At 68.3% G+C, this 25185-nt stretch carries 21 protein-coding genes; all 21 read right to left on the bottom strand.

What is annotated here, in order from left to right:
• Positions 1–27: 27 nt before the first annotated feature.
• Positions 28–1032 (bottom strand): PhnD/SsuA/transferrin family substrate-binding protein, encoded by a 1005-nt coding sequence (locus ACU4E7_RS18695; protein WP_238122513.1) that lies wholly within the window; start codon positions 1030–1032, stop codon positions 28–30.
• A 23-nt stretch (positions 1033–1055) separates the two neighbouring features.
• Positions 1056–1799, bottom strand: coding sequence for an ABC transporter ATP-binding protein (locus ACU4E7_RS18690; RefSeq protein ID WP_443267083.1), 744 nt, complete (start codon positions 1797–1799; stop codon positions 1056–1058).
• Between the two features lie 43 nt (positions 1800–1842).
• Positions 1843–2730 (bottom strand): ABC transporter permease, encoded by an 888-nt coding sequence (locus tag ACU4E7_RS18685; RefSeq protein ID WP_238122514.1) that lies wholly within the window; start codon positions 2728–2730, stop codon positions 1843–1845.
• Positions 2731–2995: 265 nt separating this feature from the next.
• Positions 2996–4603, bottom strand: a complete 1608-nt coding sequence (locus ACU4E7_RS18680) for an ABC transporter substrate-binding protein (protein WP_447019781.1) — start codon at positions 4601–4603, stop codon at positions 2996–2998.
• Positions 4604–4651: 48 nt separating this feature from the next.
• Complete coding sequence (locus ACU4E7_RS18675) at positions 4652–5803, bottom strand: LLM class flavin-dependent oxidoreductase (RefSeq protein ID WP_238122516.1); 1152 nt, start codon at positions 5801–5803, stop codon at positions 4652–4654.
• A 94-nt stretch (positions 5804–5897) separates the two neighbouring features.
• Positions 5898–6908: an ABC transporter ATP-binding protein gene (locus tag ACU4E7_RS18670; RefSeq protein WP_238122517.1), complete on the bottom strand. Its 1011-nt coding sequence runs from the start codon at positions 6906–6908 to the stop codon at positions 5898–5900.
• Entirely contained in the window at positions 6905–7897 is a 993-nt protein-coding gene (locus ACU4E7_RS18665; RefSeq protein WP_238122518.1) for an ABC transporter ATP-binding protein, read from the bottom strand. Before ACU4E7_RS18665 ends, ACU4E7_RS18670 begins: the two co-directional genes overlap by 4 nt.
• Positions 7894–8799: an ABC transporter permease gene (locus ACU4E7_RS18660; RefSeq protein WP_238122519.1), complete on the bottom strand. Its 906-nt coding sequence runs from the start codon at positions 8797–8799 to the stop codon at positions 7894–7896. The genes ACU4E7_RS18665 and ACU4E7_RS18660 overlap by 4 nt, the downstream gene beginning before the upstream one ends.
• Positions 8796–9800: an ABC transporter permease gene (locus ACU4E7_RS18655; protein WP_447019780.1), complete on the bottom strand. Its 1005-nt coding sequence runs from the start codon at positions 9798–9800 to the stop codon at positions 8796–8798. The genes ACU4E7_RS18660 and ACU4E7_RS18655 overlap by 4 nt, the downstream gene beginning before the upstream one ends.
• Positions 9801–9803: 3 nt before the next feature.
• A complete protein-coding gene (locus ACU4E7_RS18650) occupies positions 9804–11444 on the bottom strand; it encodes an ABC transporter substrate-binding protein (RefSeq protein ID WP_447019779.1) in 1641 nt (546 codons plus the stop codon).
• A 77-nt stretch (positions 11445–11521) separates the two neighbouring features.
• Entirely contained in the window at positions 11522–12757 is a 1236-nt protein-coding gene (locus ACU4E7_RS18645) for an acyl-CoA dehydrogenase (RefSeq protein ID WP_447019778.1), read from the bottom strand.
• A 281-nt stretch (positions 12758–13038) separates the two neighbouring features.
• Positions 13039–14382 (bottom strand): LLM class flavin-dependent oxidoreductase, encoded by a 1344-nt coding sequence (locus ACU4E7_RS18640; protein WP_447019777.1) that lies wholly within the window; start codon positions 14380–14382, stop codon positions 13039–13041.
• A gap of 197 nt (positions 14383–14579) precedes the next feature.
• Positions 14580–15689 (bottom strand): ABC transporter substrate-binding protein, encoded by a 1110-nt coding sequence (locus ACU4E7_RS18635; RefSeq protein ID WP_447019776.1) that lies wholly within the window; start codon positions 15687–15689, stop codon positions 14580–14582.
• Positions 15690–15787: 98 nt separating this feature from the next.
• Positions 15788–16591 carry an ABC transporter ATP-binding protein gene (locus ACU4E7_RS18630; RefSeq protein ID WP_447019775.1) on the bottom strand — a complete coding sequence of 268 codons (804 nt, stop codon included), beginning with the start codon at positions 16589–16591 and terminating at the stop codon, positions 15788–15790.
• Positions 16585–17613 (bottom strand): ABC transporter permease, encoded by a 1029-nt coding sequence (locus tag ACU4E7_RS18625; protein WP_447019774.1) that lies wholly within the window; start codon positions 17611–17613, stop codon positions 16585–16587. The genes ACU4E7_RS18630 and ACU4E7_RS18625 overlap by 7 nt, the downstream gene beginning before the upstream one ends.
• Positions 17614–17624: 11 nt before the next feature.
• A complete protein-coding gene (locus ACU4E7_RS18620; protein WP_273546315.1) occupies positions 17625–18677 on the bottom strand; it encodes an ABC transporter substrate-binding protein in 1053 nt (350 codons plus the stop codon).
• A gap of 587 nt (positions 18678–19264) precedes the next feature.
• Positions 19265–20608, bottom strand: a complete 1344-nt coding sequence (locus tag ACU4E7_RS18615; protein ID WP_447019773.1) for an LLM class flavin-dependent oxidoreductase — start codon at positions 20606–20608, stop codon at positions 19265–19267.
• Positions 20609–20631: 23 nt separating this feature from the next.
• Positions 20632–21993: an MmgE/PrpD family protein gene (locus tag ACU4E7_RS18610; protein WP_447019772.1), complete on the bottom strand. Its 1362-nt coding sequence runs from the start codon at positions 21991–21993 to the stop codon at positions 20632–20634.
• A gap of 14 nt (positions 21994–22007) precedes the next feature.
• A complete protein-coding gene (locus ACU4E7_RS18605) occupies positions 22008–23495 on the bottom strand; it encodes a tripartite tricarboxylate transporter permease (RefSeq protein WP_447019771.1) in 1488 nt (495 codons plus the stop codon).
• Positions 23496–23566: 71 nt separating this feature from the next.
• Positions 23567–24064, bottom strand: a complete 498-nt coding sequence (locus ACU4E7_RS18600) for a tripartite tricarboxylate transporter TctB family protein (RefSeq protein ID WP_447019770.1) — start codon at positions 24062–24064, stop codon at positions 23567–23569.
• Positions 24061–25056, bottom strand: coding sequence for a Bug family tripartite tricarboxylate transporter substrate binding protein (locus ACU4E7_RS18595; protein WP_447019769.1), 996 nt, complete (start codon positions 25054–25056; stop codon positions 24061–24063). The genes ACU4E7_RS18600 and ACU4E7_RS18595 overlap by 4 nt, the downstream gene beginning before the upstream one ends.
• Positions 25057–25185: the final 129 nt, after the last annotated feature.

Raw genomic sequence — 25185 nt, 5'->3', positions numbered from 1 at the left:
ATCCTCCTGTTGAACGAGCGCCCCGACTCAGTTGCCGCCGACCGTGGCGGTGTTGAAGGCGCGGTTGAACTCGACGCTGACGTCGATCTTCTTGGGGATCGCACCGGCCTCGAACAGGATGTCGGCGATCTTCTGCTCACGTTCCACCAGCTTGTCATCCAGCGGCTGGAAGGTGGCGTTCTGATAGGCGGTGGTGAGCTTGGCGCGGGTGGGCGTCTGCTTCACCTTCTCCACATAGAGCTTTTCCACCGTATCGAGATTGTTGGCATACCAGGTCCAATGGCTGCGCACGCGGGCCAGGAAATCGGCCAGAGCGGCGGCCTTGGCCGGGTCCTTGAGCACATCGCCGCGGGCGGTGAAGACGTTGAGGGCGGGAATGTCGAGGGCGTCGCTGGTGACGATGACCTTGGCGCTGCCCCTCTCGATGCCTTCCGCCACCGGGGCGATGGAGCCGGAATAGGCCTGCGCCCGGCCGGAGTTGAAGGCGGCGGCCGAGGCGTTCTGATCGCCGAGCTGCACCGGCTCGTAATCCTTCGGCGTCAGCCCCGCCTTGATGCCGGAGAGAACGTATTGGAGATAGTTGAACCCGCCGAAATTATAGGCCCAGGTCTTGCCGCGCAGGTCCGCCAAAGTATTGATGCCGGCATCCGCGCGGGCCACGGTGACGATGGGCGGATATTTGGCATCGGTGGCGCGCCAGCCGGCGACGATCTGCAGCGGCGGCCGCGCCGGGTCCCAGTCTTCCTTGGCCTTGCCCTGCTCGATGATGAGCGAGGTGTCGCCCATATGACCCACATCGATATTCTTCGAATAGAGCGCCGACAATTGCGCCGCCGGGCCGGGCAGGATCACCCATTGCACCTCATAGGGCGCGCCTTCCAGCACCTTGGACGCCTCTACGGTGCTGGGCACGGTGAGATCCTGGTAGCCGACCAAGAGCTTCACTTTCTCCTCCGCCGCGAAGGCGGGGGTGGCAGACAACACGAGGCCGGCGGCGAGGATCAGGCGGCGGGATAGAACGGGCAAGGTCACGGTGAGGGCTCCGCAGAAGAGGGTCAGGCGTGGTGGGGGATGGAGGGGGCGACGCCCAGCTCGGCGAGCAGGCGGGCGCGCAGGGCCACGAAGGCGTCGTCGCCGCGCTGGCGGGGGCGGGCGAGATCGAGCCGCGCGTCGAAGCGCACCTTGCCGCCGGCCAGCACGATGACCCGATCGGACAGGAGGATGGCCTCGTCCACGTCGTGGGTGACGAGCACCACCGCCGGCAGATGGCGCCGCCACAGCTGGGCGACCAGATCATGCATGCGGATGCGGGTGAGGGCATCGAGGGCGGCGAACGGCTCGTCCAGCAGCAGGAGGTGAGGCTCGCGGGCCAGCGCCCGGGCCAGCGCCACCCGCTGCGCCTCGCCGCCGGAGAGGGTGCGCGGCCAGGCGTCCGTGTGGCGGCCGAGGCCCACCTCTTCCAAAGCCCGGGCGGCAGCGGTGCGGGTGGCGGCGGTCTGTGGCGCGCCGAGCAGCACGTTCTGCCACACCCGTTTGGCGGGGACGAGGCGCGGCTCCTGGAACACCACCGAGCGGGCGGCGGCCACCTGCACCCGGCCGCCATCGGCGCCGTCGAGCCCGGCGAGAATGCGCAGCAGGGTGGTCTTGCCGGTGCCGGAGGGCCCGAGCAGGGAGATGAACTCGCCGCGCCGCACGTCAAGATCGATGCCGTCGAGCACCGCGCGGCCGTTGAACACCCGCCGCACGCCGGCGAGATGGACCGCCACCGGGTTATCCGCGAACGGATCGGGAGCGGGGATGTAGGAGGTGGCGCGCACCGGCGCGGGGTGATGCAGGGACGAGCTATGCAGGGACAAGGCTGGGCCTCCAGGGCAGAGCGAGGCGTTCCACCACGCGCATGGCGAGATCGATGAGAATGCCGAGCAGCGCGTAGACGATGATGCCGGCGATGATGATGTCGGTGCGCTGGTTCTGGTTGGCGTTAATGAGGATGAAGCCGATGCCGGAGCGCGCGTTGATCTGCTCGGCGGCCACCAGCGCCAGCAGTGCCACGCCGGCGGCATAGCGCAGGCCTACCAGGATGGAGGGCAGGGCGGTGGGGATGATGACCCGCTGCGCGATCAGCCGGGGCGAGAGGCCGAACACCTGCGCCGCCTCCACCAGCTTGGCGTCCACGCCGCGCACGCCGGCATAGGTGTTGAGATAGACGGGGAAGATGGTGGCGCCGAAGATGAGCGCGATCTTCGCCTGCTCGCCGATGCCGAACCAGATGATGAACAGCGGAATCATGGCGATGAAGGGGATGGTGCGCAGCATCTGCAGCGCCGCGTCGGACAATTCCTCGCCGAGCCGCCACAGGCCGGCGCACAGGCCGAGGATGAGGCCGGTGGTGGCGCCCAGCGCCAGGCCCACCAGCGCCCGCCCCAGGGAAGCGGGAATGGCGCTCTGTAGCTCGCCGGTGCGGATCAGCTCGGCGAAGGCGGCGATGATGTCGGCCGGAGAGGGCAGGGTTTCCGGGCTCACCAGATGCAGCGCGCACACCCCCTGCCACACCACTAGAAGCACCGCCGGCACCAAAGCGCGCAGCAGCAGGCGCAGAGTCTTGGTGAGGCCCGAGCGGGCCCGGTTCGGCCGGGCCGGGCGGCTGAGATCCACCAGCACCAGCGGCGGTGCGGTGGAGGGGGAAACGGCCGCGGCAGCGGACGCAAGCTGGGACGGATGCAGGGGCAAGGGATCCTCTCTCAGAGGCGGGGCGGAGCGCCCTGCTGAGGTGTCGATCCTCTTAATTTAATAAAATCGATAAAATAACTCAATTAAAATTTGAGCGTTGCCACAAAAGAGATGGGCGAAGGTTGGGTGATGGTGCGTGGAAGTCGTGCGGGCTGTCATTCGGGCCCGTGCGGTCGTCATGAAGCGGGCAAGCGCTCCGAAGCGGCACCGGGCGTGCAAGGCCCGGCGGCTGGGTTGAACCGCCGGGCCCGCCCGCGACGGGGGCTCAGCCCCTGGTGCTCGGCACCGGTTCGAGCCAGGCGGAGCCGAGGCTGCCGTAGACGCCGACCGGGCTCACATCCACGCCCTTCAGCCGGCTCGACCAGACGCGGAACTGCTTCAGCTCCAGCAGGGAGATGGAGGGAATATCGGTCTGGGCGATCAACTGCAGGCGCGCCAGAAGCGCCTTGCGCTTGGCCACGTCCGCTTCCACCGCGGCTTCTTCCACCACCGCGTCGAACTCCGGGTTGGAATAGCCGGAAGCATTGCTCCAGGGCGAGCCGGGCTGGATGTTGCGGCTCCAGAAGCGCCGTTGCACGCCGAGCTGAGGATCGGAGAAGGCGGCATAGAACACGTTCAGCGTGTCGAAATCGTAGTCCGTATAGGCTTTGCGCAGGAAGGTGGGCAGGTCGTAATTGATGAGCTCCACCTCGACGCCGACACGCTTCAACTGCTGGCGGATGAATTCGCCCGAGCGCTTGAAGTCGTCGCCATAGGTATGGTTGAGGTGGGTGAAGCGCAGGCGCACGCCGTCCGGGCCGCGCTTCAACCCCGCCTCGTCCAGCAGCGCCTCCGCCTTCTTGGGGTCGTATTCATATTGCGGCAGGTCCGGCGCGTAGAATTGCTTCTGGCTCGCCGGCACCGGGCTCGTGGCCGGCACCGCGAAATCGTACCAGACGTTGCGGGCGAGGGCGCGCCGGTCGATGGCATAGGCGATGGCGCGCCGCACCCGGATGTCGTCGAACGGCTTGCGGCGAAGGTTGAAGTCGAAGAAGAAGATCGGCGACACCGCCTCCCAGCCCCGCGTTTCCACCACCACGTCACCACGCTTCGCCAGCCGCTCCACATCGGACAGGGGCACCGGGCTCAGGGGAATGTACTGCACCTCGCCGGTCTCCAGCGCGGCGGCGCGGGTGCCGGCATCGGGCACCACCTTGAAGGTGATGCGATCGAGATAGGGCTTGCCGGCATCCCAATAATTGGGGTTCCGCTCCAATGTGATGTGGCTGCCGCGCACCCACTCCTTAAAGATGAAGGCACCGGTGCCGATGGGCTTGACGTTCCACGGATTGGTGAGTGGGTCGGTGCCTTCATAGAGATGCTTGGGGAAGATCTGGGTTTCGTTGGCCGAAAGCGCCGCCCAGATCACCGGGGAGGGCTTCGCCAGCTTCAACACCACCGTGTGATCGTCCGGCGTCTCGATGTCCTCGAGATGTTGATAGGTGCCGCGCCCGCGCGGGTGGGTCTTCTTCACCACGTCCAGGATGGAATATTTCACGTCGGCGGCGGTGAAGGGCGCGCCATCGTGCCAGGTTACGCCGTGGCGCAGGTGGAAGGTGAGGGTGAGACCGTCGGGGGATTGCTCGAACCGCTCGGCGAGGCGGGGCTGGGGCGTCCCGGTCTCGTCATAGGTCACAAGGCCATCGAAGATGTTCGCCGCGATGACGATGGTGGGGTTCGAAACCGCGATGCCGAGGTTTTGCGGCTCGGGCACGACGATGCTCACCAGATGCCCGCCGCGCACGGGCGTGCCGTCGGCGGCGCGGGCCACGGGCATGGTGGCTAGCGAGACGCCGGCGGCGGCGAGGCGGAGGAGATCGCGTCGATTGAACATGGGGCAGCCTTTGCGGTTCGTGTCGTGCTGTGCGTGTTGTGGGAGGGATCAGAGCCGCAGGCCGGCTTGCTTCAGCAGGGGCAGGACCGCCGTGCCGAAATAATCGAGGTCGGGCTGGAAATCGAAGAAGGCGAGCTGCACGCCGTCCACGCCCGCCTGCTTCAGCCGGATGAGCTTGTCCGCCACCTGCTCCGGCGAGCCGATAATCTGGATGTTGCCGCCCAGAATGCGGTGCTCGCCTTTGTGGTTGCGCCAGGCCTGGCTGTCGCCGGCGGCATGGTGGTCGAGGAAGCCCTGCAGCGCCTCGGTATCCGCATGGGCGAGGATGGCGGCGTGATATTCGCGCGCCTCCTGCTCGGTGGGGCGGCAGACGATCATGGGGTTGATGATGGCCCTGACCTCGCGGCCCACCTCCCGCGCCTTGGCCTTCAGGGCGCCCACATGCGCCGGCAGGGCTGCCAGCGCTGCCTCGATCTCGGCGCCCGCCGGGCTGGTGATGAAGACGAGATCCGAATGCTGGGCGGCATAGGCAAAGCCCGCCGCCGAGCCGGTGGCATTGACCAGGATCGGCCGGCCATATTTCGGGCGGGGTGAGACGAAGGCCTCCTCCAGCTTCCAATACTGGCCGTCGATGGTGACATTCTCGCTGGAGGCCCACAGCCGCTCCACCATGCCGATGAATTCGTCGGCGCGGGCATAGCGGGCGTCATGCTCGATGTGGGGAATGCCGAACATGCGCGGTTCGCGCGGGGCATAGCCGGTGACCATGTTGATGCCGAACCGCCCGCCGGAGATGTGGTCCAGCGTCGCCGAGAATTTGGCGAGGTGCAGCGGATGCCACGGCCCGTACAGCACATGGATGGTGGAGATGAGCAGGATGCGCGAGGTGACCGAGGAGAGCGCCGCCACGGTGACGAACGGGTCGATGGTCTGCTCGCGATACTTGAGGGCGCCGCCATAGCCGTTCTTGCCCACCCATTGGGCGAGGCCGAAGGCGAGGTCGAAGCCCAACTCCTCGGCCTTGAGGGTGAGGGCCTTGTTGTAGTCGAAGGTCCAGTCGGTGGTGCGCGGCAGGGTCGAGGGCGACCAGCCGCCGTTCTGGATGGGTAGGAACAGGCCGAGCAGCAGGGGCTGCTTCAATGCCTGCGACAGGGGGCTGTCGGGATAATCGGCGGGGGACAGGGTGATGCGTGCATTCATGGGTCGGGTCTCCGGATCGGCGGGCACGAGGCTGCGCCGGGCGGGGCAGGCAATGGGGGCAGGCAGATGCGGTCGGCAGCGGGGCGTGGCGCGCTCAGGCGGGTGTCACGAGATGGCGCTGGGGCGCGGCGGGGGCGGGCTGTGGCGTCGCCGGCGTCGCGAAATGGCAGGCGGCGAAATGGCCGTCGGCAATGGGTCTCAGCGCTGGCGCCTCGGCGGCGCAGCGCGCCACCGCCAGCGGGCAGCGGGTGTGGAAGCGGCAGCCCTGCGGCGGCGTGAAGGGGCTCGGCAGATCGCCGCCGATCACCTCTTTGTCGGCGATGCGGCTATGGGCCGGGTCCATGCGCGGCAGCGCATCCATCAGCGCCCGGGTATAGGGGTGGGCGGGGGCTCGCCAGAGCCGGTCGCGGGGGGCGATTTCCACCAGTTTGCCCAGATACATGATGGCGACGCGATCGGCGATGTGCTCCACCACCGAGAGGTCGTGGCTGATGAAGAGGTAGGCGACGCCGGTGGTGCGTTGTACCCGGCGCAGCAGGTTCAGCACCTGCGCCTGCAGCGACACGTCGAGCGCGGAAACCGGCTCGTCGCAGACGATCACCGAGGGCTTGAGGGCCAGCGCCCGGGCGATACCGAGCCGCTGGCGCTGGCCGCCGGAGAATTCATGGGGCAGCCGGTCCACCAGCTCCGGCCGTAGGCCCACCTCCTCCATCAGCGCCAGCACCCGGGCGCGGCGCTCGGCCTTGTCCCGAACGCCGTTGAGCTTCAGTGGCGTTTCCAGGATGGTGAGTGCCCGCTGGCGCGGATCGAGGGCGCCCATGGGGTCCTGGAACACCATCTGCACCTTCGGCCGCAGGGCGCGGCGCGCGCGGGCGGAGAGAGTGGTGAGGTCCTGCCCATCCACGGCGAGTGCGCCCGAGTGCGGCTCCACCAGCTGCACCACGGCCTTGCCGAGGGAGGACTTGCCGCAGCCGCTTTCGCCCACCAGCCCAAGGGTTTCACCCGGCGCGATGGTGAGGGAAAGGCCGTCCACGGCGGTGAGGCGGCCGCGCGCGGTGGCGTAGGTGACCACGAGGTCGGTGATGGCGAGGGCGGGCGCGCTCATGCGGGCTCCTCCACAGGGGCGTGGTGGGTGCGGATGCAGGCGACGGCTCCGGCTCCCGCCAGAGGCTCCAGCGGCGGCGGGCGCAGCCGGCAGGCATCGATGGCGAAGCCGCAGCGGGGCGCGAAGGCGCAGCCCGCGGGGAGATCGGCGAGGGAGGGCACGATGCCGGGAATCTCATCGAGAAATGCCCGGGTGACACCGGGCGTCGGCCGCGCCCGCATGAGGGCGCGGGTGTAGGGGTGGAGCGGGCGGGCGAACAGGTCGGCCACCGGCCGCTCTTCCACCTTGCGCCCCGCATACATCACCAGCACCCGGTCGGCAGTTTCCGCCACCACCCCGAGATCGTGGCTGATGAGCACCAGGCTCATGCCGAATTCCCGCTGCAGCGACACCAGCAGCTTCAGGATCTGCGCCTGCACTGTCACGTCGAGGGCGGTGGTCGGCTCGTCGGCGATCAAGAGGGCCGGACGGGCGGCGATGGCGATGGCGATCATCACCCGCTGGCGCATGCCGCCGGAGAAGCGGTGGGGAAAGTCATCCACCCGCCGCTGCGGCTCGGGAATGCGCACCAGGTCCAGAAGCTCCACCGCGCGGGACCGCAAAGCGGCGCCGCGCAGGGCGGTATGGCGCTTGAGGCTCTCGATGATCTGGGTGCCGACGGTCTGCACTGGGTTCAGCGCCGAAAGCGGGTCCTGGAAGATCATGGCGATGCGGTTGCCGCGCAGATCCCGCATGGCCCGCTCGCTGAGGGGCAACAGGTCGGTGCCGTCGAACCGCACATGGGTGCCGGAAATCTCCGCCGGCGGTGCCTTCAGCAGCCGCAGCAGGGCCATGGCGGTCACCGACTTGCCGCAGCCGCTTTCGCCGACGATGGCGAGGGTTTCGCCCGCGGCCACCTGGAACGAGAGGCGGTCCACCGCCGTCAGCCGGCCGCTCGGGGTGCGGAAGCGCACCGTGAGGTCGGCTACATCGAGGAGGGCGGGGCTCATGTCAGCGCCACCCGCGGGTTGAGAACATCATTGAGCCCATTGCCCAGGAGGTTGAGGGCCATGACGGTGATGGAGATGGCGATGCCGGGCAGCGCCGTCATGTACCAGGCGGTGCGCAGCACCTCGCGACCGGAGCCGATCATGGACCCCCAGGAGATCAGGTTGGGGTCGCCTAGGCCGAGGAACGACAGCGCCGCCTCGGTGAGGATGGCGTGGGCGACGAGGATGGAGCCGGCCACGATCACCGGGGAGATGGCGTTGGGCAGGATGTGGGTGAGGATGATGCGGCCGTGGCCCATGCCCATCACCCGCGCCGCCTGCACGAATTCGGCATCACGCAGGCGCAGGGTCTCGGCCCGCACCAGCCGGGCGATCTGCGGCCACGAGGTGATGGCGATGCCGAGCACGATGGAGGTGATGGAGGGGCTGAGGATGGCCACGACCACCACCACGAACACCAGCGAGGGCATGGTCTGGAACACTTCGGTGATGCGGGTGAGCACCTGGTCCACCCAGCCGCCGAAATAGCCGGAGAGGGCGCCGAACAGAACGCCCAGCCCCACCGCCAGCGCCGCCGCCGCAAGCCCCACCGCCAGCGAAACGCGGGCGGCATAGACGAGACCCACCAGGATGTCGCGGCCGAGCATGTCGGTGCCCAGCGGATAGGTCCAGGTGGTGAAGGGCCAGATGAAGGGCCGCGCCACCATGTCGAGGGGGTCGCCGGGAAACAGCACGCCGGCGAACACCGCTGCCAGGGAGACCAGGAGGAGGCCGGTGGTGCCGATGAGCGCAGTGCGGCTGCGCAGGAAGCGGGCGGTGAAGGAGGAGGGGTTGAGCCGCCAGCTGCGGCGCGACCGCGCGGGGGCCAGCGCCAGTGGCGCTGAAGTGGCGTCGAGGCTCATCGGATGTCGATCCTCGGGTCGAGCAGGGCATAGACGAGATCGGTCGCGAGGTTGGACACGATCACCAGGAACGAGGAGAAGAACAGCACGCCGAGCAGCAGATTGATGTCGCGCTGGAACACGGCATCGAAGGCCAGTCGCCCCATGCCGGGCCAGGCGAACACGGTCTCAATCACCACCGAGCCCGACAGCAGCGCGCCGAGCTGCAGGCCGGTCATGGTGACGATGGGCAACAGCGCGTTGCGCAGCACGTGGCGCACGGCGATGGGTAGAGGTGCGATGCCCTTGGCGCGGGCGGTGCGCACGAAGTCCAGCTCCTGCACCTCCAGCATCGCCGAGCGGGTCAGGCGGGTGTAGATGGCGATGTAGAAGAAGGCGAGCGACAGCACCGGCAGCACCATGTGCCGCGCCACGTCGCCCACGGCGGCAAGGCCGGTGTGGACGTTCTGCAGGTCGGACATGCCGCCGGCCGGCAGCCAGCGCAGCTCCACCGAGAACAGCACGATCAGCATCAGCCCCACCCAGAACAATGGCGTGGCAAAGCCGACCGTGGTGAGGGCGGAGAGGATGCCGTCCGGCCAGCGCCCCCGCCAATGGGCGCTGATGGCGCCGAACAGCATGCCAAGCAAAAGCGCCACCAGCAGGCTGGAGAGCATGAGCAGGGCGGTGTTGGGCGCGCGCGACAAGATCAGCTCCAGCACCGGCATGGAGTTGCGGAAGGAATAGCCGAGGTTCAGCTGCAGCAGCTGCCCCATGTATTTCGCGAACTGCGCCGGCAGCGACTCGTCGATGCCGAACTGCTGGCGCAGCAGCGCCATGTATTCCGGCGTCGCCGAGCCCGCCTCCCCCGCCATTACCTCGGCGAGGTCGCCGGGGGCGAGGCGCAGGAAGAAGAAATTCAGCACCACGATGGCGAGAATGGTGGGCACCACCTGCACCACCCTCAGGCCGAGATAGCGCAGCACCCGTCCATCGGGCAGGCAAAGGGCGATCCGGGGCATGGGTCAGCTCTCCAGCCACACGGTCTTCAGGGACTGGTAGCCGGCGAACGGGCCATATTCGATGCCGGCGAGCCGGCGCGAATAGACGCGGAAGAAGCTGAGTTCCAGCAGGTTCACCGAAGGCAGCTTCGCCTGGGCAAGGCGCTGCAGCTCGCGGATCTGGGCATTGCGCGCCTCCACATTGCCTTCGGTCTGGATGCGGGCGATGACCGCATCGATCTCGGGATCAGCGACGCCGGAGGCGTTGGAAGAAGGCGTGCCCTTCTTGATGGCCTGGCTCCAATAGCGGCGCTGAACGCCGATCTGCGGATCGGGATAGGCGGAATACCAGGCGCTATGGGTATCGAAGTCGTAATCGGTGAAAACCACCTTCACATAACTCGGCAGATCGTAATTGCGCAGGGTGACTTCGATGCCGATGCGCTTCAGTGCCTGCTTGAAGTATTCGCCGGCGCGCCGATAGTCCTCGCCATAAGCGGAGGGGATGTGATCGATGCGCAGGCGCACGCCGTCCGGCCCCTTGCGTAGCCCGGCCTCGTCCAAAAGCGCCTCGGCCTTGGCGAGGCTGTAGTCGTATTGCGGCACGTCGGCGGTATAGAATTGGGTCTGATAGCTCGGCACCGGCCCGGTGGCCGGCTTGGCGAGGCCGTAGAACACCGTATCCGCCAGCGCCTGCGGGTTGAGCGCGTGGGCAAAAGCCTGGCGCACGCGAATATCGCCAAACGGCTCGCGGCGCAGGTTGAAGTCAAAGAAATACATCTGCGCCGGGCCTTCAAAGCCGCGGGTTTCGACCACCAGATCCTTGGAGGCGCGGATGCGGGCCACGTCGGCGAGCGGCACCGGATTGAGCGGAATGTATTGGGCCTCCCCTGTCTCCAGGGCGGTGGCGCGGGAGGCGGGATCGCGGATGATGCGGAACACCACCCGATCGAGATAGGGCCGGCCCTTGTCCCAATAATTGGGGTTGCGCTCCAGCACGATCCGGTCGCCCTTCACCCATTCCTTGAAGATGAAGGCGCCGGTACCGATGGGCTTGGAATTCCACGGGTTGGTGAGCGGGTTGGTGCCCTCGTAGAGATGCTTGGGCAGGATCTGGGTTTCGGTGCCGTTGAAGGCGGACCAAACCACCGGAGAGGGTCGGGAAAACCGGAATACGGCCGTATAGGGATCCGGCGTCTCCACGGCGGTGAGGTTGGCGAACACCGCATTCCCGCGTGGATGGGTCTTCTTCGTCACCTCCATCAGGGAATATTGGACATCCGCCGCTGTGAAAGGCGTGCCGTCGTGCCAGGTCACGTCATCGCGCAGGCGGAAGGTGATGGTGGTGCCGTCGGCCGAAGTCTCCCACGATTTCGCCAGCGCCGGCCGGAGCTTGAAACCCTCGTCATAATCCACGAGGCCGTCGAAGATGTTTGAGGACACTGCCACCGCCGGGGCCGAGATGGTGATGCCGGCCACCAGGCCCGCGGGCTCGGGATCGAGCACCGCCACCAGTGTTCCGCCGGCCTTCGGCGCGGGGGCTTCGCTGGAGGTCGTCGCGGCAGCGCCAAGGCGGGCGGTGGCCGGCACCAGCAAGGTTGCGGCGGCGCCGGACAACAGCGTGCGGCGGGAGAGGGCAGGCAGGCGGGACGGGAAATGGGGCATGACGCGGGAGGCTCGATACGAATGAGGAGGTGCCGGCCGAGAACGGCCCTGGCCGGCGCATGTGGGGTGCGGGCGGCTCAGAAGAAGCTGGCGGAGGGCAGCGGCGTGCCGTCGATTTCCAGCTTGCCGAGCAGGCGGGCCTTGTAGGCGCGCGGATTGTGCGAGGCGATGGTGCGGGCGTTGCGCCAGTGGCGGTCCAGATTGGCGTCGCGATGGGCCGCCGAGGCGCCTCCCACATCGAACAGCTGGCCGCCGGCGCGCAGCACCAAGTCGTCGATGATGACCTTGGCGCGCGCGGCCCGTACGGCGGCTTCGTGACCGGCCTCGCGCAGATCCTCTTCGCTGGCGCCGGCGCTGCGTTGGCGGTCGGCCACATCGAGGGCATCGGCGGCGGCCAGGATCAGGGTTTCGGCGGTGAAGGCATAGGCCGAAAGCTCGCCGATGGTCTGCTGCAGGATGGGGTCTTCGGTGGGCACCGGGGCCGGGGCGAAGAAGAAGGTGTGGGTGCGGCTCTTCAGGAGGGCGGTGGCGTCCTTCAGCACCGCGCGCAGAATGCCGGCGTTCACTGTGGTGAGGAACAGTTGGGGCAGGGTGCTGGTGTAATAGGCGCCGTAGCCGATGCCGTCGGCGTCGACCACCACCTCGTCGGGCTCCACCCGCACATTGTTGAACACGGTGGTGCCGGAGCCGGTGAGGCGCTGGCCGATGCCATCCCAGTCGTCCACCAGCTCGATTCCCTCACGCTTCACCGGCAGCACCAGCGAGGCGTTGCGCCCGTCCGGGGTGGCGACGCGCACCAGCACGAAATCGGAGAACAGGGTGCCGGTGGAGTAGTATTTGCGGCCGGTGATGCGCCAGCCATCGCCATCGGGCTCCAGCACGGTGGCGAAGGGGGAGCCGCCCACCACCTTGGCGTTGCTCTCCGTATTGGCGAGGCCGACGATGGCGCCCCCCGCCACCGCCTCGCGCCAGCGCGCCTCCGCCTCATTCTTCGGGGTGCGGGCGTAGCGCTCCACGAAGGTGAAGTGGTTGCGCAGGATGTGGGTGACGTTGGGATCGGCGGCGGCGAGCTTCAGCACCACCTGAAACAGCTCGCGGAATGATGCTCCCGCGCCGCCGGCGTCCACCGGTAGCCGCAGGGCCCCGAGCCGGGCCTGGCGAACCAGGGCCAGCGGCTCGTGGGGCAGGATGCGCTCGGCCTCACGCTTCAGCGCGCCTTCGGCGATGACCTCGATCAGCGCATCGAGCGCCGGAGACTGAGGACGAAGGGGTGCCGAAGGGGCCGTCCGTGCGGCGGAAACGATTTCATTCATGGGTGTTCTCGCGGGCGATGTCGTGGGGGATCTCGTGTGACGCGGGATTGGCGTCGAAAGCAGCGTCGCCGCTCCTGGCGCGCGTCGGTGTAACGCCATTAATCATTAAATAGATGGATTAAGTCAAATAAATAAATCGTCCAATCCTCTGGTTCGCGAGGTTGGGTCGCGAGGCAGGCCAAAACGCTGTTCTGGCAATAAATATGAGCCCCCCGCTGGCTTGGTGCGTGAGGCTCCAGGCGGCGACCGGTCCCGTTGAGGTGAGGCGCGACAGGCCGCTTTCAGGCGTTCGCTGCGGCGGGTGTGCAGGTGCTGGCAGCGAAGCGGCTCTGTGGCACTTCGAGGCCGAAATGGCCGCGTAGGGTCCGGCCCTGGTAGTGGGTGCGGAAGATGCCGCGCCGGCGGAGCAGCGGCACCACATGATCCACGAACACCTCGAGCCCATCGGGCAGCACGTCCGGCATCAGGTTGAAGCCGTCCGCCGCGCCGGTGCGGAACCAGTCCTCGATATCATCGGCGATCTGCTCGGGCGTGCCCACCACCACCCGATGGCCGGTGCTGCCGCCGAACTGGCGGATGAGCTGGCGAACCGTCAGCTTGTCCCGGCGGGCGGCGCTCACCAGGGCATCGAAGAAGGTCTGCATGCCATCGCTCGGGCGGGGGACGTCGGGCAGGGGGCTGTCGAGATCAAGGCTGGCGGGATCCACGCGAAGAATGCCCGCCACCCGGCGCAGGCCATAGTCGCCGGGCATCAGCTCCCAGAGTTCCTCCTCGCGGCGCCGGGCTTCCGCCTCGGTGGAGCCGATGATGGTGCCGAGGCCCGGGAGGATGACGATATCGTCTCCGCTGCGCCCGAAGGCGCGTGCCTGACTGCGGATCGCCTGGGCGAAGGCCAGCGCGTCGGCTTTGGAATGGGCCACGCTGAAGATGGCCTCGGCGGTGCGGGCGGCGAGCGCCTGTCCGTCGGCGGAGCCACCAGCTTGCACCAGCACCGGGCGTCCCTGGCTGGAGCGTGGCACGTTCAGCGGGCCCTCCACCCGGAAATAGCGTCCGGAATGGTGGATGGCGTGGACCTTGGCGGTATCGATGAAGCGGCCACTGGCCTTGTCGGCCACCAGCGCGTCGTCTTCCCAACTGTCCCACAGCGCGGTCACCACCTGGGCGAATTCGGCCGCCCGCTCGTAGCGGGTGGCATGGGCCTCCAGCGCATCGGCGCCGAAATTGCGCGAGGCCGCGGGATCGGCCGTGGTGACGATGTTCCAGCCCACCCGGCCACCGCTGGCGAGATCCAGGGAGGCAAAGCGTCGGGCCAGATTGTAGGGGTGATTGTAGCTGGTGGAAGCGGTGCCGATCAGCCCCAGGTGCTCGGTGGCGGCGGCCACGTGAGCGAGCACAATCGTCGGTTCCAGGGCCTGGAAGGGGCGATGCTCGGGCCGGTCGGCGAAGCTCGGCACATCGGCGAGAAAGATGGCATCGAAGGTGCCCCGCTCGGCGACCTGCGCTACCCGCACATAATGGCGGACATCGATGAACGCAGCCGGATCCGCGCCGGGCGTGCGCCACGCTGAGCCGTAGAAGCCGGAGTTGAGGGTGTTCACATTGAGATGCAGCTCGCGCCTGCTCATGGTCTTGCTCCTCGGCTTGAAGCCTGGCCCGTGCTTCGGCTCCGTGCGGGAGATCCCCGGAGAGGTCGGGCAACGACTGACGATCGGTCAAAGTCAGCTTAGAATATATATCCACTTAATCAATCGAAATTATATAAATTTATGCGGCGAGCGGTGCCCGATGCCGCTCGCCGTCGCACCTGCGTGATGGCCGGGGCTTAGCTCAACACATCCACATAGATCTTCTCGGCAAAGCGCTGGCTGTTGGTGGTGGGCTTCATTACCTGCACCAGCTTCAGTTCGTCGGCATAGAGGGCGAGCTGCTGCTTCAGGGCGGTGTTGATGGGGCTGTGGTGATGATCCTGGCTGTTCAGCATGGCCACCAGATCATCCACCGAGCCCTTGCCGCCGTAACCCGCGAACACCCGCGACGCGAGTTCGGGGTCGGCGCCGACCTTGTGCGCGCCTTCCAGGATGGCGCGGGTGAGGGCGGTGGCGACCGGCCGTTCATCGCGCACCAGGCTGCCCCGCACGCCGATGATGCAGCAGGTGCGGTCGGCATATTTGCCGGAGAGGTTGGTGGCGATTTCCACCAGCTTGCCGTTGGATTCCTTGATCCAGATCCAGGTGCGCGGGTCGGCATCGGCCAGCGCCTGGGCCTCGCCCTTCTGGATCGCCAAAGGCAGCGCCTCCAGCGGATACTGCCGCCACTCCACGTCCTTCACCGGGTCGATGCCCAGTTCGGCGAGATAAATGGAGAAGAAGTTCTTGCCCGGCGAGGCCTGATCGGAGACCGCGATGGTCTTGCCCTTCAGCGCCGCCACGCTGGTGACGCCGGCGCCGGCATCACCCAGCAGCCGCAGGCAGCCGCCATGGACACCGGCGGTGATCTTCACGTCGAAGCCCTGCTCCAGGGGCTTCAGCCAGCGCAGCGCCATGCCGATGCCGGCATCCGCCTTGCCGGTGGCGATGGCTTCCAGCAATTGCTCGGTGGAACTGCCGAAATTGACGAAATCCACGTCGAGCCCATGGCGGGCGAAAATGCCGGTCTCCTTGGCCACTGGCGCCGCCGCGGTGCAGATGGCGCTGGCATTCCAGGCGAGTTTCAGCGGCCGCAGCGGCCCGGTGGGGGCGGCGCCGTCGGCGGCGGTGAGGCAGAGCGGAAACTCAGCATTGACCGCGGTGCCGATGGCGCCGGGCGCGCCCATCAGATTGGCTGCCAGCCCGCGGCCGCCGAGCCCACCGAGGGCGGTGGCGGCACCGGCGGCAAGGCCATAGCGCAGCAGGGCGCGGCGGGAGGTGGAACGATCTTCGGTATCACGGGACATCAGGGGCTCCTGGGTGAGGGAGGGGCAAACGGGCAGCGCGCCGGGGCCGTCGGGGGCCGCGGCGCGCGTGGGCTGGGGGCGAGCGCGTGGGCGGCGCCTCACCAAGCGGCGTCGAGGCCGAGCAGGCCGAGCAGGTGATGGCGCAGTTCCGCCAGCCGCGGGTCGCCGCGATGGCGCGGGTAGGGCACGTCCACCTTCACATCGGCCTTGATGCGGGCCGGGCGCTCGGAGAAGACGATGACCCGCTCCGCCAGGAACAGGGCTTCCTCCACGTCGTGGGTCACCAGGAGCGCGGTGAAGCGGGCGTCCTCCCAGAGCTTCAGCAGCTCAGCCTGCATGGTGATGCGGGTGAGGGAGTCGAGCTTGCCCAAAGGCTCGTCCAGCAGCAGCAGGCGCGGGTCGTTGACCAGGGCTCGGGCGAGGGCCACGCGCTGCGCCATGCCGCCGGAGAGCTGCCGGGGATAGGCGCCCGCAAAGCTCGCCAGCCCCACCAGCGACAGCGCCTTGCCCACCCGTGCCCGCTCGCGCCGCAGGATGCCGCGGGCTTCCAGGCCGAGGGCCACATTGTCCCCCACGGTCCGCCAGGGGTAGAGGGTGGGGTCCTGGAACACCAGGATGCGGGAGGGATCAGGCGTGCGGATGGGCGCGCCTTCGGCATCTACCCGGCCCTCGGTGGCCTGCTCAAGCCCCGCCACCAGGCGCAGCAGGGTGGACTTGCCGCAGCCGGAGGGGCCGAGCAGCGCCACGAACTCCCCCGGCTCGGCGGTGAAGCTCACCTGGCTCAGCACCGGCAGGGGCGCATCCTTGAGGGTGAAGGCATGGCTCACGTTTTCCACCGTGAGCCGGATGCCGGAGGCCGCAGATACCGCTGGAATGTCGCGGGAAAGGGTTTCGGTCACCACCGCACGAGCTCCTTCTGCCAGGCGAGGACGTGGTCACGGACGCGGAACAGCAGGGTGACGAGGCCGGAGCACATGAGCGCCAGCACGATCAGCGCGGCATACATGTTGGCGTAGGCGGCCCAGCCCTGGGCCCATTGCAGGTACCAGCCAAGGCCGGCCTTCACGCCCAGCATCTCGGCCACCACCAGCACCGCGAACGAGGTGCCGAGGCCCATGAACAGGCCCACGAACACGTGGGGCAGGGCGGCGGGAATGGCCACCTTCAGCACCAGGAAGCGCTGGTTGCCGCCGAGGGTGCGGGCGATGTCGTAATAGTCCTTGTTGACGCTGGCGATGCCCGACCAGGTGAGGATGGTCACCGGAAATCCGGTGGCCAGGGCCAGCAGGAACACGCTGGCGCTCCAGCTGGAGGGGAACAGGAAGAAGGCCACAGGCAGCCACGCGGTGGCGGGTAGCGGGCCGATGAAACGCAGCACCGGGTGGGCCCAGTAGCCGGCCGCCCGCCACCAGCCGATGGCGACGCCCAGCGCCACCCCGACCACGGCGCCGATGCCATAGCCCCAGGCCAGCAGCTTCAGCGAGGCAACGGTGCTGAGGCCGAGCTTTTCCCAATCATCGAAATAGACTTCCACCAGTGCCTGCGGCGGTACGAAGAAGGGGCGGGGCAGCAGCTCCAGTTTGGCGGTGACGATCTCCCACGCCAGAAGGCCGAGCGGCACCACCACCAGCCAGGGCCCCCAATAGCGCAGGGTGCGCAGGGGGATGCGGGCTGTCGGACCGAGCAGCGCGAGGCCGAGGAGGATGGCACCGATGACGCTGAGGCCAACGGCGAAATCGAAGGTGTAGGGGAAATCGTCCGCATCCGGCACCAGGCCGGAATAGGCGCCGGTGGCGAGCCAGACGGCGCCGGCGAGAAGGCCGGTGGCCCAGATCCCGGGCCGCGCGCCAATGCGCTGCGCCCGTGGTGGCCGCGTGGCCGCGACGGCGCGGCCGGCGGCGGTTTCGACGAGCTGGTCGGTCATCACATGTCTCCTCAGCTCAGCACGTCCGCATAGACTTTTTCGGCGAAGCGCTGGGTGTTGGTGGTGGGGCGGAACACCTGGACCACCTTCAATTCCTCGGCGTAGAGGGCGATCTCCTGCTTCAGGGCAGGGCCGACGGGGGCGTGATTGTGGGTGTGGCTGCGCAGCATCTCGGCGAGTTCGTCCACCGAGCCCTTGCCGCCATACGCCGAGAAGATCTCGGCGGCCCGCCGCGGGTCCTGGTGGACCACATGGCCGCCTTCCAGGATGGCGCGGGTGAGGGCGGTGGCCACCGGCTTGTCATTGCGGATCAGGCTGCCGTTGACGCCGATGATGCAGCACGATCGGGTGGCATATTTCTCTGAGAGATTGGAGGCGATCTCCACGAAGCGCGCGCTCTCGCCACCCGCCTGCCGCTCCTTGAGGAACAGCCAGGTCAAGGGGTCCCAATGGGCGATGGCCTGCGCCTCGCCCTTGTCCACCGCCAGGGTGAGCGCCTCGCCGGGATATTGGCGCCACTCCACCTCTTTGAACGGGTCGATGCCGCGCTCGGCGAGGTAGATGGAGAAGAAGTTCTTGGCCGGCCCGGCTTGATCGGCGATGGCGATGGTCTTGCCGCGCAGGGATTGCAGATCGCTCACCCCCGCCTGCGGCGCACCCAGAAGCCGCATGCAGCCGCCATGGAGGCCGGCGGTGATCTTCACGTCGAAGCCCTGCTCCAGTGGCTTCAGCCAGCGCAGGGCCATGCCGAGGCCGGCGTCCGCCTTGCCGGTGGCGAGTGCCTCCAGCAGCATTTCGGTGGAGGCGCCGAAATTGACGAAATCCACGTCGAGGCCGTGGCGGGCGAAAATGCCGGTTTCCTTCGCCACAGGCGCGGCGGCGGTGCAGATGCCGCTCGCCGTCCAGGCAAGCTTCAGCGGCCGCAGCGGGCCAGTCGGCGTGGTGCCGTCGGCGGCGGTGCGGCAAAGCGGGAACTGGGCATCGATGGCGGGCCGGATGGCTGCCGGTGCGCGCAAAAGATTGGCCGCGAGCACGTGGCCACCAGCGCCGCCCAAGGCGGTCATGGCGCCGAGACCCAGGCCAAGACGCAGCAGCGCCCGCCGGCTGGTGGGGGTGGACGTGGCGACCGCCTGTGGTGGTCGGCCGTTGGGTGGGACGGGAGGTCGGGGCACGGACATCTCCACGGTGCGTTATTAGTTTACAAAATTTATTGAAATAATAAACTATGAGTCAAGCGATGATCTCATCGACCTTTGTCCAGTGGTGTTTGGCGCAGCAGTTGCGACGGTGCGCGGGCACAGCCCGAAGCCAGCGGCTGGCCTCCGGTTCGTCGGGGCGATGCGGGAGAGGGGCTGGGATTGCCGGCTGGGTCGTGCGGGAGGCTGTCAGCGTGCCTTTTGTGGCCCTGTCAGTGGGGCACGTCTGTTGAGCGGCGGTCGGGCCGGATCGGCGCAGGCCGGTAAGTGCGGCCGACGCATATGGGGCCGCAGAGACGGGGACGCGCGGGCGATGTGGGACTATTGCGGCAGGAGGCGGCCCCAGCTTGGTCGATGCCAGCATGGGGCAGCGCTTGGCGGGCCACTTGGCACCTGTCGGCCGACCGCCGGGACCAGCCGCGCAAGGCGCGGCCGGGTTCGCTGTCGCGGCGGCCTCAGGAGGCTGCGCTGGTGGGCGCGGGCGTGCGGGCGGCGGTGTAGCGGTTCTCCGGCGCCGCAAGGCCCAGATGCGCGCGCAGGGTAGAGCCCTCGTAATCGGTGCGGAACAGGTTCCGCTCCTGCAGGATGGGCACCACGTGATCGACGAAATCGTCGAGACCGCCGGGGAAATAGGGCGGCATCACATTGAATCCGTCGGCGGCGCCGGCCTTGAACCAGGCTTCCACAGCATCCGCCACATCCACCGGGGTGCCCACCACCATCCAATGGCCGCGGGCCGCGCCCACGCGATTCAGCAGATCGCGGATCGTCAGCTTGTCGCGCCGCGCCAGCTCGATCAGCAGCCGCGCCCGGCTCTTGATCTGGTCGCTGTCCGGCAAGTCCGGCAAAGGCCCATCGAGGGGATAGCCGGAGACATCCGCGCCCAGGCGCTCGTTGAGCAGCGGATAGGCGGAGGTGGGATCGGTCCAGCTCTGCAGCAGGTCGAGCTTCTCCCGCGCCTCCTGCGGCGTGCGGCCGATCACCGGGAACAGGCCCGGCATGATGGCGAGGCTCTCGGGCCGGCGACCATGGCGGGCGAGGCGGTCCTTCAGCCCCCGATAGAAAGTGCGGGCTTCAGAAACGTCGGTCTGCGCCGTGAACACCACGTCGGCGGTGCGGGCGGCCAGCTCCTGGCCGGGATCGGACGAGCCGGCCTGGATGATCACCGGCTGGCCCTGGGGGCTGCGGGAGGAATTGAGCGGGCCCTTCACTGAGAAATAGGCGCCCTCGTGTTCGAGCACATGCACCCGTTCCGGATCCACATAGACGCCGCTCGCCTTGTCGGCGACCACGGCGCCGGTCTCGAAGCTGTCCCACAGGCCCTTCACCACGTCCACATATTCGCCGGCAATGGCGTAGCGCTCCGCATGGGAGGGGTGGGCGCGGCCGAAATTGGCGGCGGACCGGGCGTAGGAGGTGGTCACCACGTTCCAACCCGCCCGGCCACCGGAAATATGGTCCAGGGAGGCGAACACCCGGGCGGTGTGGAACGGCTCGCCATAGGTGGTGGACGCCGTCGCCACCAGGCCGATGCGGCTGGTGGATAGGGCCAGGGCCGACAGCAGGGTCAGCGGCTCCAGCCGCACCACCATGGAGGGGTGCGCGTCGGTGGTGGTGGACAGGCCATCGGCCAGGAACACCATGTCGAACTTGCCGCGCTCGGCGGTGCGGGCGACCTGCTGCAGCAGCGCGAAATTCTCCGAGCCGGATTGGGCATCGGGGAGGCGCCAGCCGGCCACATGGTGCCCGGCGCCCTGCAGGAACAGGCCGAGGTGGAGATGTCGGGGAGCGTCCGCCATGGGGAAAGTCCTTTTGCGATCAATCAGGCCGCGGCGGTGCGGCGCGAGGACGAGGGGGCAGAAGCAAGGCCGGTGAACAGGGCGGCGAGATCGGCCGCGCTCTCCATCCGGGCGATGAGGTCGGGCAGCGCCTGGCGGGCCGGCACCGGGCCGGCGGCATCGAGGAACTTGGCCCTGAGATCGGAGGCGCCGCGGACCTTGGCGACCCGCTGGGAAACGCTGCGACCATCGGCCAAGGTGATCTCCACCACCGAAAAGCGGGTGTGCGCGTCATTGCGCATGGGCAGGGCGGCCGCATCGGTGCGGCGGCGCACCTTGGTGAGCAGGCGCGCCGCATCTGCCTCCACCGGCCGCTCGTCGAAGGCGTCCACCGGCAGGCGGCCGTCGATGAGGGCGCGGGCCACCACATATTCCACGCTGAAACGGCCCTCGGTGCCGGTGGCGGGCCGCTGCACCACCAGGGGCGCGTCGCCGCCGGGTGGGAAGGTCACCGTCACCGCCGTCACCTGGGCCGGATCGATGGCGTGTTCGGTCCGCAGCGCCAGGGTCGCCTCGGCGGCGCAATGGGTTCCGGTGCAGCAGGCGAATTCCTTGAAGATCAGGCCGGGCGCCACGATCTGCCAGGGTGCGCCAAAGCCCTCCACCAGCCGTTCCGGCGCCTCGGCGCCCGCGCCGTAGGCCGCCAGGAAGCCGATGGGGCCATCGGCGAAGGCGGATGAGCCGGCAAGGCCCGCTTCGGCAAGGCTCGCGGCAAGGAGGCCGGAGCGCGCCGCGAGGCCCGCGTGCAGCGGCTTGGCATCGGTGCCGAACTGCAGTCGCAGGCCGGCGGACTGGGTGGCGGCGAGCCCCAGCGCATTGGCCGTGGCGGCGGCATCGAGCCCGAGCAGATGGGCGGCGGCCGCCGCGGCTCCGATGGTGCCCAGGGTGGCGGTGGAATGGAAGCCGAGCTCATAGTGGCGGCTGCCGAGGGCGAGGCCCAGCCGGGCCATGGCCTCCACCCCCACCACATAAGCGCTGAGCAGGGCGCGGGCGCTTGCCCCACGCGCCTCGGCAAGGGCCAGCAGCGCCGGCAGGATCACGGTGCTGGGGTGGCCGCGCACGCTGGCGTGCACGTCGTCATAATCGAGGGCATGGCCGGCATGGCCGTTGATGAGGGCCGCCGTGTAAAGATCCACCCGCTGCGGCCGGCCGATGAGCTGCGCCACCGGCGCGCCCGCCGCCGGGGCCAGCACCCGCCGGAGCTGGCTGGTGGAGGGATCTTCAGCCCCGGCGAAGGCGCAGGCGAGAAAATCGAGCACCCCGTCGCGGGCGGCGGCGAGCGCCTCCGGCGCGCTCTCCGGCCGGGCTTCGGAGATGTGACGGGCGAAGTGTGCGGTCAGGGGCATGATAGGCCTCCGGCTCAATCGGCGAGGGCGGCTTTGGCGCGATGGCGGCGCGCCAGGGCAAGGCCGAGGGAGACCACCACCAGCGCCAGCAGCACCAGGGTGATGGGCCGGTGGAGGTAGATGGACAGATCGCCCTGGGCGACCATCAGCGCCCGGTGGAAATTGATCTCCAGCATGTCGCCAAGCACGAAGGCGAGCACCAGGGGCCCGAGCGGGATACCCCATTTGCGCAAGCCCCAGCCGATGAGGCCGAACGCCAGGGTCACATAGACCGGATAGGCATCGTTGGTGGTGGAATAGGCCCCCACCAGGCAGGTGACGGCGATGCCTGCCGCCAAGAGGGGCTTGGGCACCTCGATCACCCGCGCCCACAGCCGCGCGCCGGCAAGGCCGGTGATGACCATGATGGGCACCGAGATGATGAGCGAGGCGAACACCGCGTAGGGAATTTCCGGGTGCTTGGCGAACAGCAGCGGCCCTGGCTGGATGCCCTGGATCATCAGCGCGCCGGCCAGCACCGCGGCGGTGGACGAGCCGGGAATGCCGAGGGCCAGCAGCGGCGCCAGCGCCCCGGGCACGGCGGCGTTGTTGGCCGCTTCGGCGGCGGCGACGCCGTGGGGATTGCCCTTGCCGAAGCTCGCCGGCTCCGGCGAGGTGCGCACCGCTTCGTTATAGGCGACCAGCGAGGCGATCACCGCGCCGGCACCGGGGATGACCCCCACCACAAAGCCGATGACCGACGAGCGCAGGATGGTGCCCATCAGCCCGCGGTAGAGCGATAGGGGGAAATGCAGCAGCGAGCCGAACGGTGCCGGCCGCGGCGCCGGTCGGCGGGCTTCTTCCGCCAGCAGCAGCGCTTCGGACAAAGCGTAGAGTCCGGTCAGGGCCGCCACCAGGGGAATGCCGTCGTAAAGCCCGGGCGTGGGCGAGAAGCGCGGCACGCCGGAGATGGGATCGACACCGACGGTGGCGAGCAGCAATCCCAGCGTCACGGCGATGATGCCCCGGGCGGCGCCGGCGCGGCCGAGCCCCACGGCCAGGGTGAGGCCGAGCAGCGCGAGGGCAAAATACTCGCTGGGCCCGAACTGCACCGCCAGTTCCGCCAGCGGCACGGCGGTGAAGATCAGCAGCACGGCGCTGATCAGCGCGCCGATGCCGGAGGCGATCATGGAGATGTGCAGCGCCTTGGCCGCCTCGCCCTTGCGCGCCATGGGATAGCCATCCCACGAGGTGGCCACCGCGGCCGCTTCGCCCGGCGTGTTGAGGAGGATGGCGGTGATGGCGCCGCCATATTCGGCCGCCACATAGAGCGCGATCAGGCCGACGACGGCGGTGGACGGGTCCATGCCGTAGGTGAAGGGGATCAAGAGGGCGATGGTGAGCAGCGGCCCGACCCCCGGCATGGCGCCGATGGCATAGCCGATGACGGTGCCGATGAGGATGGCGAGCAGGGGGCCAAGCTGGAGCACATGGCCGGCGGCGAGGGCGAGCTGTTCGAACACGGCGTCTTCTTTCGCGGAACATCAGGCCAGAGGTCGTGCTCCGGCGGGAGAGGGGCGCGCCTTGCGGGCGCTCAGAGCGGCACGCGCAACAGCTGCGCGAACAGCAGCCAGACCAAAGCAGCCAGGGCGATGCTGCCGCCGATCAGAAGCGCCCACCGGCGCTCGCCCAAGGCGAACTGGACAATGAAGGTGAAGCCGGCGATGGCGAGATAAACCGGCAGCCGATCGAACGAGAGCACCAGCGCCACCACCGCCAGGAACAGGGCCAGCACCGCCCCGGGATGGTCAATGGAGACGCCCTCCTCGGCCTCCGCATCGTCGCTGGCCGTCGTTTCGCCGATGCCGAGGATCAGCGCCACAGCGGCAAGCAGCATCAGCGCCGCCACCAGGCCGGGAAAGGCACCGGAGCCGACCGCATCGCTGCCGGCCGCCCCCTGCAGCAGCAGGCTCTGCCAGAGGAACCAGCTCGCGATCCCGGCGGCCGCAAGTCCGGCACTGATGCGTGCGCCGCGAGCCGAGAGCAGCGGGCGCGGCGCGGGGTCTGGCGTGTTGGCGTTCGTCGTGGTCATGCCGCGAGGCCGAGCTTCTTCAGCCACGCATAGGTCAGCGCGTCCTGCTTGACGATGAAGGCGGTGTAGTCCTCGGGGCCGAGGAAGCCTTCCGTCAGGCTGGCGTTCTTCATATAGCTCTTCCAGCCGTCGGACTGGGTGCCCTTGGCCACGGCGTCCGCCAGCTTCTGCTGGATCTCCGTCGACAGGCCCTTGCGGCCGATGATGCCGCGGATCTGGTTCCAGGCCGGGTCCACCGCATAGCCCGACTCGATATAGGTGGGCACCTTGGGGAAGGCGTCGAGCCGGGTCTCGCTGGCCACGCCCAGGGGCCGCACCCGGTTGGCCTCGGCGAACTGGACAATGGTCTGCGGGTTGTTGCTGGTGGCATCGAGGGTGCCGCCCAACAGGGCCGTCAGATGTTCGATGCCACCGGGGAAGGGAATCCAGTTAAACTTGAATCCCGCAGCGTCAGCTAGCAGGTGAAAATGGATATTATGGGCCGAGCCGGGCGCGCCCTGGCCGCCGATATTCACCAGCGTCTTCGCGTTTTTCGCGTGATCGACGAATTCCGGCAGCGTCTTACAGGGCGAGTCGGCCCGCACCACGGTGAAGAAGCCTTCCAGTTGCGCCCGCGCGATCCAGGAGAAGCTGTCGAGGGTGTAGACGTCCTTGCCGCCCGTCCGCAGAATCGACAGATGGGAAAGGGTGTTGATGCCGAGGGTGTAGCCATCCGCCGGGGCCGCCTGCAGCGCCGCCATCTGCACCATGCCGTTGCCGCCCACCCGGTTCACCACCACCACCGGCTGGCCCAGGACCGGCTCGATGGCATGGGCCAGTTCGCGGGCATAGACATCCGCCGCCGAGCCGGGAGCGGTGTGGCAGAGCAGGGTGATGGGCTTTGTCGGATAGTCGCCGGCGGCGCCCGCCGGGCGCGACAGCAGGGCCGGCAGAGCCAGGGCAGACGTGGCGGCGAAGGCGCCCTTGAGGACGCCGCGACGGGTAAGGAGCATGGTGGATCTCTCTAAAACACACTAAACTGATTGATCAAATATAGAATGAAGTCAAGCGCACTTTCCCCAGCGCTCGGCGGCGGCGCGGAGCGCTGTCGAGATGTCAGGTGGCAGGGTGTCAGGGCGCAC

This window comes from Xanthobacter sp. ZOL 2024, assembly GCF_052932325.1.
This window is presented reverse-complemented; position numbering and strand designations above follow the sequence as displayed.

Coding starts and splice junctions, on each gene's coding strand:
- ACU4E7_RS18680 (WP_447019781.1), bottom strand. CDS start 4,603: ATGTTCAATCGACGCGATCTCCTCCGCCTCGCCGCCGCCGGCGTCTCG.
- ACU4E7_RS18675 (WP_238122516.1), bottom strand. CDS start 5,803: ATGAATGCACGCATCACCCTGTCCCCCGCCGATTATCCCGACAGCCCC.
- ACU4E7_RS18670 (WP_238122517.1), bottom strand. CDS start 6,908: ATGAGCGCGCCCGCCCTCGCCATCACCGACCTCGTGGTCACCTACGCC.
- ACU4E7_RS18665 (WP_238122518.1), bottom strand. CDS start 7,897: ATGAGCCCCGCCCTCCTCGATGTAGCCGACCTCACGGTGCGCTTCCGC.
- ACU4E7_RS18660 (WP_238122519.1), bottom strand. CDS start 8,799: ATGAGCCTCGACGCCACTTCAGCGCCACTGGCGCTGGCCCCCGCGCGG.
- ACU4E7_RS18655 (WP_447019780.1), bottom strand. CDS start 9,800: ATGCCCCGGATCGCCCTTTGCCTGCCCGATGGACGGGTGCTGCGCTAT.
- ACU4E7_RS18650 (WP_447019779.1), bottom strand. CDS start 11,444: ATGCCCCATTTCCCGTCCCGCCTGCCTGCCCTCTCCCGCCGCACGCTG.
- ACU4E7_RS18645 (WP_447019778.1), bottom strand. CDS start 12,757: ATGAATGAAATCGTTTCCGCCGCACGGACGGCCCCTTCGGCACCCCTT.
- ACU4E7_RS18640 (WP_447019777.1), bottom strand. CDS start 14,382: ATGAGCAGGCGCGAGCTGCATCTCAATGTGAACACCCTCAACTCCGGC.
- ACU4E7_RS18635 (WP_447019776.1), bottom strand. CDS start 15,689: ATGTCCCGTGATACCGAAGATCGTTCCACCTCCCGCCGCGCCCTGCTG.
- ACU4E7_RS18625 (WP_447019774.1), bottom strand. CDS start 17,613: ATGACCGACCAGCTCGTCGAAACCGCCGCCGGCCGCGCCGTCGCGGCC.
- ACU4E7_RS18620 (WP_273546315.1), bottom strand. CDS start 18,677: ATGACCGCCTTGGGCGGCGCTGGTGGCCACGTGCTCGCGGCCAATCTT.
- ACU4E7_RS18615 (WP_447019773.1), bottom strand. CDS start 20,608: ATGGCGGACGCTCCCCGACATCTCCACCTCGGCCTGTTCCTGCAGGGC.
- ACU4E7_RS18610 (WP_447019772.1), bottom strand. CDS start 21,993: ATGCCCCTGACCGCACACTTCGCCCGTCACATCTCCGAAGCCCGGCCG.
- ACU4E7_RS18600 (WP_447019770.1), bottom strand. CDS start 24,064: ATGACCACGACGAACGCCAACACGCCAGACCCCGCGCCGCGCCCGCTG.
- ACU4E7_RS18595 (WP_447019769.1), bottom strand. CDS start 25,056: ATGCTCCTTACCCGTCGCGGCGTCCTCAAGGGCGCCTTCGCCGCCACG.